The 14419-nt window shown below is 65.1% G+C and carries 14 protein-coding genes; 9 read left to right on the top strand and 5 right to left on the bottom strand.

Translation table 11 applies throughout. The annotated features are described in order from the left end of the window. Positions 1-25: 25 nt before the first annotated feature. Both NWE53_RS04200 and NWE53_RS04195 read right to left on the bottom strand, forming a co-directional pair. Positions 26-1228, bottom strand: coding sequence for an ABC transporter substrate-binding protein (locus NWE53_RS04200; protein ID WP_265053121.1), 1203 nt, complete (start codon positions 1226-1228; stop codon positions 26-28). 154 nt (positions 1229-1382) lie between these two features. Then, a complete protein-coding gene (locus tag NWE53_RS04195) occupies positions 1383-2705 on the bottom strand; it encodes a hydroxymethylglutaryl-CoA reductase, degradative (RefSeq protein ID WP_265053120.1) in 1323 nt (440 codons plus the stop codon). Between the two features lie 156 nt (positions 2706-2861). Between NWE53_RS04195 and NWE53_RS04190 the strand changes: the two genes are divergently transcribed. Beyond that, positions 2862-4280: an aminotransferase-like domain-containing protein gene (locus tag NWE53_RS04190; protein WP_265053119.1), complete on the top strand. Its 1419-nt coding sequence runs from the start codon at positions 2862-2864 to the stop codon at positions 4278-4280. A gap of 348 nt (positions 4281-4628) precedes the next feature. On the opposite strand, the gene NWE53_RS04185 is transcribed toward NWE53_RS04190, so the two are convergent. Genes NWE53_RS04185 through hmgA form a run of 3 tightly spaced genes read right to left on the bottom strand, consistent with a single transcriptional unit; the run spans position 4629 to position 7351 of the window. Continuing rightward, positions 4629-5261, bottom strand: coding sequence for a hypothetical protein (locus tag NWE53_RS04185; protein ID WP_265053118.1), 633 nt, complete (start codon positions 5259-5261; stop codon positions 4629-4631). Next, the gene (locus NWE53_RS04180) at positions 5224-5988 is read right to left on the bottom strand and encodes a fumarylacetoacetase (protein ID WP_265053117.1); all 765 of its coding nucleotides are present in this window, start codon (positions 5986-5988) and stop codon (positions 5224-5226) included. Before NWE53_RS04180 ends, NWE53_RS04185 begins: the two co-directional genes overlap by 38 nt. 7 nt (positions 5989-5995) lie before the next feature. Continuing rightward, positions 5996-7351 carry a homogentisate 1,2-dioxygenase gene (gene hmgA / locus NWE53_RS04175; RefSeq protein WP_265053116.1) on the bottom strand — a complete coding sequence of 452 codons (1356 nt, stop codon included), beginning with the start codon at positions 7349-7351 and terminating at the stop codon, positions 5996-5998. Between the two features lie 159 nt (positions 7352-7510). Here hmgA and NWE53_RS04170 point away from each other — a divergent pair, with 159 nt between their 5' ends. From NWE53_RS04170 to copC, 8 genes are all read left to right on the top strand, one after another. Next, positions 7511-7948: a MarR family winged helix-turn-helix transcriptional regulator gene (locus NWE53_RS04170; RefSeq protein ID WP_320109550.1), complete on the top strand. Its 438-nt coding sequence runs from the start codon at positions 7511-7513 to the stop codon at positions 7946-7948. Positions 7949-8299: 351 nt separating this feature from the next. After that, complete coding sequence (locus tag NWE53_RS04165) at positions 8300-8926, top strand: GNAT family N-acetyltransferase (RefSeq protein WP_265053115.1); 627 nt, start codon at positions 8300-8302, stop codon at positions 8924-8926. Between the two features lie 138 nt (positions 8927-9064). Continuing rightward, entirely contained in the window at positions 9065-10081 is a 1017-nt protein-coding gene (locus NWE53_RS04160) for a PLP-dependent cysteine synthase family protein (protein WP_265053114.1), read from the top strand. A gap of 532 nt (positions 10082-10613) precedes the next feature. Next, positions 10614-11150 (top strand): OsmC family protein, encoded by a 537-nt coding sequence (locus tag NWE53_RS04155; RefSeq protein WP_265053113.1) that lies wholly within the window; start codon positions 10614-10616, stop codon positions 11148-11150. A 50-nt stretch (positions 11151-11200) separates the two neighbouring features. Next, on the top strand, positions 11201-12223 hold the full coding sequence (locus tag NWE53_RS04150; RefSeq protein ID WP_265053112.1) for an ABC transporter substrate-binding protein: 1023 nt from the start codon (positions 11201-11203) through the stop codon (positions 12221-12223). After that, entirely contained in the window at positions 12210-13229 is a 1020-nt protein-coding gene (locus NWE53_RS04145) for an ABC transporter permease (RefSeq protein WP_265053111.1), read from the top strand. Before NWE53_RS04150 ends, NWE53_RS04145 begins: the two co-directional genes overlap by 14 nt. Next, entirely contained in the window at positions 13223-14029 is an 807-nt protein-coding gene (locus tag NWE53_RS04140; protein WP_265053110.1) for an ABC transporter ATP-binding protein, read from the top strand. The genes NWE53_RS04145 and NWE53_RS04140 overlap by 7 nt, the downstream gene beginning before the upstream one ends. 36 nt (positions 14030-14065) lie before the next feature. Then, positions 14066-14419, top strand: a complete 354-nt coding sequence (copC, locus tag NWE53_RS04135; protein ID WP_265053109.1) for a copper homeostasis periplasmic binding protein CopC — start codon at positions 14066-14068, stop codon at positions 14417-14419.

Here is a 14419-nt window from a genome sequence, read left to right as displayed (position 1 = left end):
CGGCCGGGACGACCGGTTCGCTTCTTCACCGCTTCAGATCGGCCGCCGTCAGCCCCTTCACGACGGCGTCGTCGACCTTGACCACGCGCCCGTTCTTCCACTGCGCCAGATGGAAGTCGGCGACGCCCAGCGCCTCGTGCTGCTCCTTGCTGAAGGGCTTGTCGTAGAGCTTGATGATGCCCTGGACCTTGCCGAGGTTTTCCAGCGCCTGCTGAAGCTTCGGCCCGTCGGTGCCATCCGCCTGCTTGACGGCGGCGGCGATCAGCATCACCGCGTCATAGCCCTGGGCGGCCGAGACGAAGGCCGGCATGTTGGGATACTTGGCGATGAGGCGCTTGTTCAGTGCCACGGCGCGGTCGTTCGCGTCCTCGGTCGTCGAAGCGGCGAAGATCGTCTTCTCCGAAAGCTTCGGCCCCGCGATGTTGACCAGCGGCGTGTTGATCGAGCTCCAGGTCGAGAGCAGGCCGGGATAGTAGTCCATCTTTTCCATGCTCTTGAGCACCTGCGCCGTGGCGTCGCCCAACGAACCGGAGAGCACCATATCGGCACCGGCGGCCTTCAGCTTGGCGAGCTGCGAGGTCATGTCGGTGTCTTTGGGGCCGAACTTTTCGATGCCGACCGGCGTGATGCCGTGCAGCGCCAGGATCTCCTGCAGGTCCTTCGTCGCGGCCTGGCCGTATCCGGTGGTGTCGGCGATGATCGCGATCTTCTTCGTCTTGGAAGCCTTGACCGCGTAGGCGGTGAGCAGGGCGAGTTGCTCACGGTCGACCATCGAGACGCGGAAGATGTAGTTTTGCGCTTCCTTGGCGTAGCGGGCGGTGATGTCGGTCGCCGTCGCCACATGCGATATCACCGGCACCTTCTTCTGCTGCGGGATGTGCAGCCACGCCAAGGCGTTGCCGGAATTGGTCGGACCGACGACGGCAGCGACCTTCTCGTTGTCGATCAGCTCGTTCATGTTCTGGATCGACTTGGGCGGCGCGCCGGCATCGTCGCGCACCACGCCGACGATCTTGCGGCCGAGTACGCCGCCCTGCGCGTTCAAATCCTCGATCGCGGCCTGGAAGCCGTAAAGGCCGGCCAGACCGAGCTCGGCGGCGCCGGTGGCCGACTGGTCGGCATTGTAGCCGATCTTGATCTCGTTCTGGGCGAAGGCCGGCAGCGACAGCGTCAGGCCGGTCGAGACCAGCAAAGCGCCAAGCGCGCGACGGGAAATCAGGGTGTTCATGCAGGTTCCTCCGGTGGCTCGTCCGCTTTGCGCGGTTCTGTGGTGATGGATGGTATCGCGGCGTCTAGATGGTGTGGTCCTGGCTCGGAGCCGCGTCGTTATCCGGGGCAAGCCCGCGATTGGAAAAGCCGCTTCCTGGCATGGCGAGCATGCTTCAGCCCCCGCGCCGTCGTTCGGCGAGCAGTTCGCGGGCCCGGTCAACGCGGACATCGTGGTTGCGGGCGAGCTCAGCGGCGACCGCGTCGATCTCCGCGCCCTCGGCACCGGCGACGATGGCGATGTTCCGGGCGTGCAAGGCCATATGGCCGCGCTGGATGCCTTCCGTCGCCAGCGCCCTGAGCGCCGCCATGTTCTGGGCGAGCCCGACCGCGACCGTGACCTCGGCCAGCTCCTGTGCCGTCTTGACCCCGAGCAGGCGCAGCGACCATTGCGCCAGCGGATGCGTCTTGGTGGCGCCGCCGACCAGACCGAGCGCCATCGGCATCTCGATCGAGCCGACGAGATTGCCGTCGCGATCCTCCTCCCATGTCGTCAGCGAGGTATAGCGGCCGCTGCGTGCCGCATAGGCATGGGCGCCGGCCTCGATCGCGCGCCAGTCATTGCCGGTCGCGACCACGACCGGGTCGATGCCGTTCATGATGCCCTTGTTGTGGGTGGTGGCGCGGTAGGGGTCTATCGCCGCGAAGACGTAGGCGTCGAGCATGCCCTCGATCATCCGCCGGCCAGAGAAGTCCTTTGTCGCCAGCGCTGCCTCCGGAACGGTGACGGTGGCACGTGCCAATCTGAGATCGGCGAGGTTCGACAGGATGCGCAGGCGAACCGTTCCGCCGGTGACGCGCTCGACGATCGGCGCCACCGTCTCGGCCATGGTGTTGACCGTATTGGCGCCCATCGCATCGCGTACATCGACCAGCAGGTGCATCACCACGATCGGTCCGCGCGGCGTTTGCGGGAAGACATGGACCTCGATGTCGCGACAGCCACCGCCGAGCGAGACCAGAACCTTGTCCTTGGCATTGGCGGCGGCGACGATCTCGTCGCGCGCGGCGATGAGCTTGTGTCGCGCGCCCTCCGGATCGCCGATGCCGAGAAGCTGGACCTGTGCCCGCATGATCGGGCGGTCGCTCGAAGTCCGGAAACCGCCCGAGCCGCGCGCGATCCGCGCCATATAGGAGGCGGCGGCGACGACGGAAGGCTCCTCCACCGCCATCGGGATCAGATAGTCCCTGCCGTTGACGGTAAAGTTCGTCGCGACGCCGAGCGGCAGCTCGAACGTGCCGACGACGTTCTCGATCATGCCGTTGGCGAGATTGAGAGGCAGCCCGCCGGGCTGAGCCAGCAGGGCTACGTCCTCCGGACCGAGGCCGGCAGCGGCCACCGCCGTGTTCAGCCGCGCGGCACAGGAGAGGCTACGGTAGTTTTCGATACGCGAGTTCACTGGGCGCGCGACGCCATCGCGCGCTTCTGCCGTCGTCATGGTGTTTCCTCCACCCGCAGCCCGGGCCTTTTGTCGGCTTATCGCTCGACTTGTTGATTGACAGGCTCAAGCAAAGGCGGGACAGGAACAAGGGACAATTCGCCGACAAACCCATTCTCTGTACCAGTCAGTTTGCTGGTACGACTGCGAGGGGCGATGGATAAGCAGGCCGAGGTCAACCGAACCGAAGGCATCGTTGCGCGCATCGTCCGTGCGATCGAACAAGGCCTGCTTCAGCCCGGCAAGCGCATGGGGTCGTTGCGGGCCGCGGCGGAAGAATACGGCGTCTCGAAGAACACCATGGTCGAGGTCTATGACCGGCTGGTCGCGCAGGGGCGGCTCGAGGCGCGGCGCGGCTCCGGCTTCTTCGTTCGGGCGCCGGGCCAGCGCCCCAACGACGTCGCTCCGCCGCATATGACCAAGGCGATCGACATCGTTTCGCTGTTGCGCGAGCAGCTCTGCCAGGTCCATCCCGTCCGCGTCGGAGACGGACGCCCGCCAGCGTCCTGGATGGAGGATTCCGAACTCGGCCGCCATCTGCGCATGCGCAACGGCAAGGGCGATCCGCCGGCAGAGCACGGCTACGGCGACCCAACGGGTTATCCACCGCTGCGCGCCCAGATCGGACTGATGCTGGCGGAGCGCTCGATCCATGTCTCGCCGGCGCAGATCTTGATGACCTTCGGCGCCAACCACGCCCTCGACCTGATCATCCGCCATCTCCTGCAGCCCGGCGATACAGTCCTTGTCGACAGCCCCGGCTACTATCCGCTCTTCGGCAAGCTGAAGCTCGCGCGCATCGAGATGGCCGGCGTCCGGCGCCGGGCGGACGGCCCGGATCTCGACGACCTGGCCGCTCAGATCGCGCGGTATCGGCCCAAGGTCTTCTTCACGCAGTCATTGGCGCATAACCCGACCGGGGGCTCTCTCACTCTGCCGGTCGCTCACCGTCTGCTTCAGATTGCGGCTCACCGCGATCTGACGATCGTCGAGGACGACCCGTTCTCCGACGTCTTGCCGGTCAGCGCGCCGCGGCTCGCCGCGCTCGATCAGCTCGAACGCGTGATCTATGTCGGGACATTCTCAAAAACGCTCTCGGCCAGCCAACGTATCGGCTACGTGGCGGCAAGCCCGGCACTCACCCGTTCACTGGGTGACATGAAGATGCTTACCGTTGTGAACAGCTCCGGCTATCTGGAGCGCCTTGTCAGCGATCTGATCGCCAGCGGCCAGTATCGCCACCATCTGAAGCGCCTGCGCGAACGCATCGGCAAGGCCACGGCGCGCGCGCTCGGCAATCTCGAGCAACTCGGCCTGCCGGTTTTTGCGCGCCAGGTAGGCGGCTATTATCTTTGGGTCGCATTGCCATCGGGGCTGGACGACCTCGCGCTCGCGCGCCGCGCCTCGGAGCAAGGGATCTTCATCGCGCCCGGCACGGTCTTCCTTCCCGACAGGCGTCAGCTGGAACTGGACGGTGGGTTGAACGGCATGCGGGTCAACGTCGCCTATGCGGACGACCCGGCCCTTGTGCGCTTCCTTCAGTCGGAAATGGCCAGTTTCGCCAAGCTTGCTTAGATCAGCCGGCGCCGAGATGTTTCCACTCGGCTGTCTGGCTTCAGAGGCAAGAGCCGGGCTGCTGTCGGAGATCGAAGTCCCCCTATCCACTTAATCCGTTCGATGAACGGGCCGTTGCAATCTGCGAGATCGTGACCAGCAACGGTGAGCCATGCGTCTCCGCGAGATGGCGCGCAAATCCCGACCCGGCAACCCAAAAAGTAGAATCAACCTTATCGTTTGCGCACAAACGGGCGGCGCGCCAGTCGATTGCACTCAATTATCAGGATGTTTTCATATCGGGGGCAGTCCCCAAGGCATTTTCCGGTCGACTTCATGCTCCATCGACAGCATTATACCGGGGCTCGACTACATGCGAGGCCTGTATATGCGGCGACGCCTGCGAGAGACCAGGACAAGGCGAAATTCTACTCGCGGCTTGATGCCTGCTCTTGCGCCGGGTCTCTTTGGGCTCTTCGCGGCTTTGCCTGCCTGGGCGCAGTGCGCGCCCGATCCGCCGGGACCAGGCGCGACGGTGACCTGCACGGGCTCCGATAACGACGGTTTCGCGGCGCCGGCCAATACGCCGCTCACCATCAATGTCGTGCCGGGCGGCACCGTCCAGCAGGCTCCCGCGACGGGACAGGCCGTCACCTTCGGCCTGAACACGGCTGGAAACGTGCTCAACAACAATGGCTCGATTGCCGCTTCCGGAAACGCCGCCGCCGCGTTGACAGGCGTGACTTTCTTTTCCGGTACGGGCGCCGGCACGAGCATTCTCAACAATTTCAGCAGCATCTCCGCCACCAACGCGGGGGCCGGCAACGCGCTCGCCGTCTCTCTCCTGCAAGGCAACGCGATCTCGACGATCCGGATCGTCAATGCCACCGGCGCGACGATCGCCGGAACGGCGACGGGAGGCGGCGCCGGCGTGGGCGTGAACCAGAATTTTGCGGTGGGCGCTTCAGCCCGCTCGCTGGTGATCGACAATAGCGGGATCATTCGCGGATCGACCAATGCGTTCGCTGCCGGCACCGGCGCGTCCAGCGCCGCACAGACCATCGTCATCAACAATGGCTTCGGCGGCGCGGCAGCTCAGATCAATGGCGGAACCGGCGCCGCGATCACCTTTGCCGGCAACGGCCTCAACACCCTCAACAACCTCGCCACCGGAACGATCAACGGCGACATCGTCAGCACCGGAAACGCCTCGATCGTCATCGACAATTCCGGCGTGATTAGGGACGTACTTGTAGTTCGGCAGCAAGGGATTGTCCGGACGGAACAGTTTTCCGACCTCGGTCGCGTGGTGGATGCCGACGTAGAAGTCCGTGTAGTCGCCGATCCGCGCCGGCAGATGCAGCGTGCAGGAGGAGGCCGAACGCAAACAGCGCGCCGCCTTCGTCTCGTCACGCCCGCCTCGAGCGAGAAGGGCCGAGACGCGACGGCGAAGCTTTGCGCGCGCGGCCGAGCCGAGCGAGAGAAAGCCGTTGAGGCTGCCCTGTGCGCAGGCTTCGCCCAAACCAGCATCCTCCGCCATGAGCCCGCCTTCCAGCGCCAGCTTGAGGTCGAGGATCTTGTCGCCGATCGCGATCCCGCCCCTGCCAGGCTCGCCCGGCGGGCTGAAGACACCGATCGGCAGGTTCTGGATGGGAAAGTCGGCATGGCCGTTCGCGGACGCCTCGAAACTGCGAAGCGTCGCGTCATGGGTTTCGTCGAGGGCAGTCATCTTTGTCTCAGGGCTTGTTCGGATCGAAGTGTTTCGTCAGCTTGTGGCCATAGCCGCCGTAGTCGCCCTGAAGCGCGTCCGTTCCTGCGGCGAAAGCGGTGACTTGCTGCGGGAAGCGCGTTTCGAACATGAAGGCGAGCGTGCCTTCCAGCTTGTGGGGCTTGAGTTCTACGTTGCTCGCGCGTTCGAAGGCGTCGACGTCGGGGCCGTGCGGCAGCATCGAGTTGTGCAGCGAGATGCCGCCGGGCACGAAGCCGCCGCCGGTCTTGGCATCATAGACACCGTAGACCAGCCCCATGAACTCGCTCATCACGTTCATATGGTACCAGGGCGGCCGGAAGGTGTTTTCCGCCACCAGCCAGCGGTCCGAGAAGATGACGAAGTCGATATTGGCGGTACCGGGGGTCTCGGAAGGCGAAGTCAGCACCGTGAAGATCGACGGGTCAGCGTGGTCATACAGGACCGGCCCGACCGGAGAGTACTTCCTGAGATCGTATTTGTAGGGGGCGTAGTTGCCGTGCCAGGCGACGACGTCGAGCGGCGAATGCTCGATATCGGCGACCCAGAGATTGCCGCCCCATTTCACATACATCTTCGACGGCGCGTCGCGGTCCTCGTAAGCTGCGACAGGCGTAAGGAAGTCGCGCGGATTGGCGAGGCAGTTCGCGCCGATCGGTCCGCGCTCCGGCAGGGTGAAGGCGCCGCCGTAGTTCTCGCAGATGTACCCACGCGCCGGGCCGTCACGCAGCTCGACGCGGAGCTTCACGCCGCGCGGGATGACTGCGATTTCCCCTGGCTCGATATCGATGATGCCGAACTCGGTCCACAGGCGCAGGTCGCCCTGCTGCGGCACGAAGAGCATCTCGCCATCGGCGTTGTAGACGTATTCGTCGACCATGGAGCGCGTGATCAGGTAGACATGCGCACCCATTCCGCCCTGGGCTCCGGCGTCGCCGGCCGTCGTCATGCTGTGCATACCCTCGACGAAGGACAGCGGCCGCGAGGGGATGGGGATCGGGCTCCAGCGCATTGGCGCGATCGGCAAGTCGACCTCGCGCGCCGGCGCCGTGCGCCACAGCCCGATCTCCGCCTTCCGGAACCGGTTCCAGTGCGCCACGGTCGGCCGGATGCGATAGAGCCAGGACCGTTCGTTGGTTGTGCGCGGCGCGGTGAAGGGCGAGCCGGAAAGCTGCTCGGCATAGAGGCCATAGGCGCATTTCTGGGGAGAGTTGCGCCCTATCGGCAGCGCACCCGGCAGCGCCTCGGTCTCGAAGCCGTTGCCGAAGCCGGACATGTAGCCCGCCTGGATGGCACTCCGGACCTCAGCGCTCTTCGGATTAGCCGACGGATTTTGAACGTTCATGTCTGTTCTCCCGTGGGAAATTGCCGCCGAGGACGCAGGCCCGGCCCCGGGAAGCGGTGAAACGTCGTCGGCATTCCCGATCCAGCGGCCCTCATCGCTTCCTTAGGCGCTCGGACAAATATATCGTTGCATCGGTAACCGTCCATTTTGTAACTAACAATGATGACGAAGCTCGCTCTCGAAGAATTCCTCCCCTATCGCCTCAATCGGCTCGCCACGACGGTCTCGCAGGCCTTTCGGGCCGTATACGGACCGCATCACGACCTGACCGTTCCCGAATGGCGTGTTCTGGCGACGCTCGGCCAATTCGAGACGATGAGCGCCAAGGAGATCGGCACTCATTCCGCGATGCATAAGACGAAGGTGAGCCGCGCCGTGCGCGCTCTCGAGGAGCGCCGTTGGCTCAAGCGGCGCGAGAGTCCCCACGATCGGCGCGAAGAGATCTTATGCCTGACGCCGCTTGGGCTGAAGACCTACACGGAAATCGTCCCGCGGGCCCTGGCTTTCGAAGCGAAAATCCTGGGAGCACTCGGCAAGGATGCCAAGCGCCTGCTCGCGGCCATTCATCAACTGGAACTTGCACTCGATGAGGCATGACTGAAGCCGGCGCTGTGACGGCCTCTTACGGAGGCACACAACGGGCCAGCTTCTCGGCCGGCCGGTAAGCGCTGTCGGCGACGAGCCCGTGTCAGCCAGCAACCGCATGGGGCTGGACGCCACGACACTCGTCCTGCGAGCCCCGGGGAGCTGCGTCGAAGCTTATGCGCGCTCAGCGAATAGCATAAATCCATCTGGATCGCCCTCGCGCGTGGAAGTATTTCTCAAAATCATAACCAGAATAAATGCACATATTCTTATTTTCCAACGATCGTTGATTGTTTCGATGATCTGAATATTGATGTCATCGGCGCTCTTTTCGCGATTACGCGATACCCTTGGAATTCTGCTATGCCTGACCTGATCGTGCGATCATCTCCTCTTTCGCCTGAAGCAGAGGCCTTGGTCGAAGGGCTCGTTGCCGAATATGACGGCCGGTATGGCGTCAACAGCAGGCCGGGCGGCGCGCGCTCCGAGCTCATGCGCTATCCGGCGGAAGCGTTCGCACCGCCGCTCGGGGATTTCCTGCTGGTTCAGCGCGGCGGTGAGACGATCGCGGGCGGCGCTTTCATGAGCCATGACGACGAGACGGTCGAGCTCAAGCGCATCTGGACGCGCGAGACTCTGCGGCGACAGGGTCTGGCGCGCCGCATCGTGCTGGCGCTCGAGGAGAGCGCTGCCGAGCTCGGCTACACCAGAGCCTATCTCACGACCGGATTCCGGCAGCCGGAAGCGACGGGCCTCTATCTGTCGCTCGGCTATCGACCGCTGTTCGACACCTCCGTCGACCCGGTCCTGTACCGGTCCCTGCCCTTCGAGAAACATATCGGGGCAAAGGCCGGCGTGGCCGGCAGCGCGCCCGTCTATGCCCCTGCCGCATCGCCGGATGAGGCGACAGCCCGCGTGGGCGCGATCAAGGCCCAGCAGGAAGCAGGGATTGCAGCCCGGCTGGCCGCCCGTCGCGCAACCGCGGCGTAGCGAAGGTGAAAACTTTTCCAGGTGCGAGACGGGCCGTGAGCCGCGACTACCGATGAAACGACGGGTGGCTGCGAGCCCGATCGGCGGGCGCACCCGTCCGTGACGGCACAAGTCGCCATCCCTCTGCGAGAGACCGTGATGGAACCGAGAAACAACAATTTTGCAGCTTTGGTCGGCAATACCCCGTTGCTGGAGCTGCGCAGATTTGCGGAAGGATTGCATCTCGGCTCCCGCATCTTCGCGAAGATCGAGTACCTGAACCCGGCCGGCAGCATCAAGGACCGTGCGGCCTGGGGCATCATCCGGGAAGCGGAGGAGAGCGGCCGGCTGAAGCCGGGCCAGCGCATCGTCGATCTCACCAGCGGAAACACCGGTATCGGGCTCGCGGCCCTGGCCGCCGCGCGTGGCTATCGCTCGAAGTTCTACCTCCGGAACACGATCAGCGAAGACAAGATCAAGCTGCTCCAGCACTATGGCGCCGAAGTCGTCCTGATCGACAACAGCGCATTCCTCGAGGCGGGCGCGATCCACACCATCATCGACCGCGTGCGCCGCGAGAACCCCGACGCCTACTACACCAACCAGCGGGCGAACCCCGCAAATCCGCGCGTTCACTTCGAGACGACCGGCCCCGAGATCTGGCGCGACACGAAGGGCGAGGTCGACATCTTCGTGGCGGCAGTCGGTACCGGCGGCACGATCTCGGGCACCGGTAGCTTCCTGAAAGCGCAGAAACCCGGCGTGAAAGTCGTCGTCGTCGAGCCGGGCCCGGCCTCGATCCCCTCGCCGGAGGCGCCCTACCCCGACAGTATCGAAGGCGTCCATAAGGTGACCGACGTCGAAGCCGGCTATCTGCCCGAGAATTTTGACGCAGCCGTCGTCGACGAGGTGATCGTGACCGACACGGCCCCGGCCCGCGAGGTCGCCCGGACATTGGCGCAACAGGAAGGCATCCTGGCCGGCACATCGTCGGGGGCGGTGCTGTTTGCCGCCTCGGCGCTTGCCAGGCGCCCCGAAAACGCCGGCAAGACGATCGTCGCGATCGTTGCCGACAGCGGCGAACGCTATCTCAGCCCTCCCAAGCTCGGCCCCGCCATCCCGGAGGCGCGGACGGAGAGAACGACATCGTCACTGGATGTCGCCGCAGCTTTCTGAGGATTATGCACCGCTGGATTTGACGACCCTGATTGCGTTGCCGCGTACCCGCAACAGGAACGAATTATCGCCTTCCTTCAATAAAAACGCAGAGTTTGTTTCATTGCCATAAATAATCCTCTGGGCGATATTCTTGATCGTGAAGAGCAACATCAAACTCTTCGCCGCGGGATTTGCTGGAGCAGCTTGCGCCGCGCCAACAACGCTAAAAGCACCACGATGTCTCGTGGGCTCCTTTGCTTTGGAGACGCGAATGCCTCTGATTTTTCGAAGAACATTGCTCGGCGAAAAACCGCCCTGTCATCGCAGACTGTGATCTTCGCCATCTGACTGTCGTCTGCAGCAACGCGGACGATACGCCGTCGGAGCACCGAACCGCAGTCCGCAGTGTCGGATATCTCGGACGGCGATCCACCGACCAAAGCGCTGGAATCTCGACTTCTTCCGCGCAGCCGCTTCCCCGCGGCTGCGTGCCGAACGAGCGCGCCTTGTCCAAGCACTCCATCAACAGATACGCGCAGAGCCGTCATCCATGTCCAATCTCACGGAATATCTCGCACAGAAGCGCGAAGCCCTGTTGCGTCGCAAGGCTTACGCCCGCTCCGCGGAGGCGCGTCCGCAACGCCTGCAAGCCCAGGCCGGTGCAGAGGGGCGCAGCGGCGTCAGGCGAATCCGCATCCGTGATTTCCAGGTCATCAGCGACAGCCCGCCCGATTTCGCGGGATACGATCTCGGACCGAGCTCGCCGGAACTGCTGCTCGGCGCGCTGTCGAGTTGCCTGACGCATACCTACCTCATCCAGGCGGCCGACCAGCAGATCGATCTGCAGGATGTCTCGGTCGAAGTGCAGGGACAGCTCGATCCGCGTGCGGGCACGCCCGGTTTCGAAAACACGCCGGTCTATCCGCATGATCTTTCCTACACGGTGCGGCTGACCACGGATGCGACCGAGTTGGACGCACTCAACGCTGCCGTCGAGCGCTTCTGCCCGATCCTCAACCTGCTCCGGCGCGGCACCGAGGTGCGGGGCACCGTCGAGCGCATTCCCGTGAGCCGCGCCGCGGCCTGACCCCACTCCTGAAACATCATGCAGCCGCCAGTCGGCGGCAAGGAGCCACCATGACCCTGCAAACCGCCTTCCCTTCCCGTCGCGCGCTTCTGCGCGGAGCCGCCGCTCTTGCCGCCGCTCCGCTTGCCGGTTTCGCCGGACATCATGCCTTCGCCCAGGCAACGCCGCTCGCGCAGCGGCAGACGATCAAGCTGGCCTGGGGCCAGACGGCCGTCTGCCAGTCGCCGATCTCGGTCGCGCTCAAGCAGGGCCTGTTCGAGAAGTACAACCTCAATGTCGAGCCGGTGAACTTCAGCGGTCCGACCGATGCGCTGCTGCAGGCGATCGCGACCGGCCATGCGGATGGCGGCATCGGCATGGCATTGCGCTGGCTCAAGCCGCTCGAGCAGGGCTTCGATGTCGGCCTGACCGTCGGCACCCATGGCGGCTGCATGCGACTGCTGGTTCCCGAAAACGCCAGCATCCGCAGCCTGAAGGACCTGAAGGGCAAGTCCGTCGCCGTGACCGATCCGGCGAGCCCGGTGCGCAACTTCTTCGCCATCCGCCTCGCCGCGATCGGGCTCGATCCGGAGAAGGACGTCAGCTGGGTGCAGTACCCGCAGGACCTGTTCGGCGAAGCGCTGAAGAAGGGCGAGGTTCATGCGCTGGCAGGCGATGACCCGCATCTCTACCTCATCCGCGAGCGCGACAAGCTCGTCGAGCTCGCCACCAATCTCGAAGGCCAGTATGCCAAGTCGACCTGCTGCGTGCTCGGCCTGCGCGGCGCCCTGATCCGCGACCAGCCCCAGGTCGCAGCCGCGATCTCACGCGCCATCGTCGAGGCGCAGGCCTGGACGGCGGCCAACCCCGACAAGACGGCGGAGATCTTCGCGCCCTTCGTTCCGGCCAAGGTGACGCCGGAGACCGTGGCCGCGATCCTGCGCAGCCACACGCATGACCACCACTCCACCGGAGCGGCGCTACGCGACGATGTCGCCCTGTTCACCGAACAGCTCAAGCTCGTCAACGTGATCCGCAAGAACACCGACGCCAAGGCCTTCGCGCAGAAGATCGTGCCCAATGTCCCCGTTTGAACAGACCGGCTCCGCGTCGAACTTCGACCGGCCGCGCCTGCAGGTCGACGGCTCGGTCCTGGCACGTGGCGCGCTTGCCACGGCCGCCTGGACCGCCGTGGCCGCTTCCGGCACGCTGCTCGCGAACAAGAAGGTCGGTTTCGCCGAACCGCTCTACGTGACCGAAACCAATCTGGGGCTCGCCGGCTGGGCGGCCCTGCTGGCCATCGCCACGACGATCGGTGCCTTCTGGCCGCCCCTCGGCGCAAGAGTCGCCAGGGCTGCGCCATGGCTCGTCGTGCTCGCGCTTTTCGTGGGCCTGTGGGACCTGCTGACGGCGAAGCTGGGCGTGCTGCCGGTGCCCTTCTTCGCGCCTCCCTCGTCCCTGGTGGAGGTCTATGCCGATGATTGGCCGCGGCTGGGCGAGAGCGTGCTTCATTCCCTGCGCCTGCTCGCGCTCGGCTTCCTGTTCGGCACGATCTCCGGCTTCGTCACCGGCGTGGCGATCGGCTGGTCGCGCGGGCTCGGCTACTGGGTCCACCCGGTGCTGCGCTTCCTCGGGCCCATTCCCTCCACCGCGCTGCTGCCGATGGCCTTCTTCTTCTTTCCGTCGAGCTTTTCGGCGGCGATCTTCCTGATCGCGCTCGCGACCTGGTTCCCGGTCACGGTGCTGACCTGGTCGGGCGTCGCCAGCGTCGACAAGGCCTATTACGACGTCGCCCGCACGCTGGGCGCGGGCCGTGCCTTCCTGATCTTCAAGGTCGCGATCCCCGCCGCGCTGCCGCATGTCTTCGTCGGCCTGTTCATGGGCCTCGGAGCGTCGTTCTCGGTGCTGGTGGCGGCCGAGATGATGGGCGTCAAATCAGGCCTCGGCTACTACCTGCAATGGGCGCAGGGCTGGGCCGCCTACGCCAACATGTATGGCGCGCTGATCGTGATGGCGCTGATCTTCTCGAGCCTGATCACGCTGCTCTTCGCCGCGCGCGACCGGCTGCTCGGCTGGCAGAAGGACGTGGTGAAATGGTAGCCGTTCAGCTTGCTGTCTCCACCCCACGCGGCACCGCAGCGTCGCGCGGCGCCGACCTCACGATCGCCGGCGTCTCGCACGCCTTCGATCTCGAAGGCCGCCCCCTGCCGGTGCTCGACGACATCGATCTCGACATCGAGGCAGGTGAGTTCGTGGCCCTGCTCGGGCCGAGCGGTTGCGGGAAGTCGACGCTGCTGCGGCTGGTCGCCGGCTTGGAACAGCCATCGCAAGGCCGCATCGCAGCCGCCGGCGAGCTGATCACGGCGCCCGACCCCTCTCGTGTCGTGGTGTTCCAGGACCCGACGCTCTATCCCTGGCGCACGGTCTGGAAGAACGTTGCGCTTGGCCTGGAGGCGCGCGGCCTGCTCTCCTCCCAGAAGAGTCGCGTCGACGACGCGCTGAAGACGGTCGGGCTCGCCGGCTTCGAGCGCGCCTTCCCGCGCCAGCTTTCCGGCGGCATGGCCCAACGCGCGGCGCTGGCCCGCGCGCTTGTCAACGATCCCAACGTGCTGATCCTGGACGAGCCGCTCGGCAAGCTCGACTCGCTGACGCGGATCGCCATGCAGACCGAGATCGCCGAACTCTGGCGCCAGCGCGGCTTCACCACGCTGCTCGTCACACACGACGTGGAGGAGGCGCTGTTTCTCGCTCAACGCGTGATCGTGCTGAGCGAGCGCCCGGCCCGGATCAAGGCCGAGATCATCAATGACCTGCCCTATCCTCGCCATCGCGGCGACCCGCGCCTCGCGGAGCTGCGCGGACAGGCCCTCGCCCATCTCGGGCTCGACGCGAGCTGGTGAGCCCGCGCCGCCGCTTTTCAATCATAGGATCGGTCCATGTCTCGACGTCTCGGGCTGGCATTCGCCTTCGCCCTCGCCTCATCGCAGGCCTTCGCCCATGCGCATCTCAAGACCGCCTCGCCGGCCGATGGCGCCACGGTAGCGCCGCCGAGCGAGATCATCCTCGGCTTCACGGAGGAGCTGGAGGTGAAGCTGAGCAGCATCGCGGTCAAGAGTGCCGGCGGCGAGACCGTCAGCACCGCTCCGGCCGAAGCCGTGCCGGGCGACCGCAAGGCGTTGAAGGTGCTGCTCAAGACAGTTCCGCCAGGCGCGTACACCGTCGAGTGGGCTGCAACCTCGGTCGATACCCACCGCGTCACCGGCCAGTATCGGTTCACCGTCAGGCCGTGA

It is taken from the genome of Bosea sp. NBC_00550, assembly GCF_026020075.1.
Taxonomy (GTDB): Bacteria; Pseudomonadota; Alphaproteobacteria; order Rhizobiales; family Beijerinckiaceae; genus Allobosea.
Note: the sequence above shows the minus strand (reverse complement) of the source record. Positions and strands in the feature narration are given on the sequence as shown.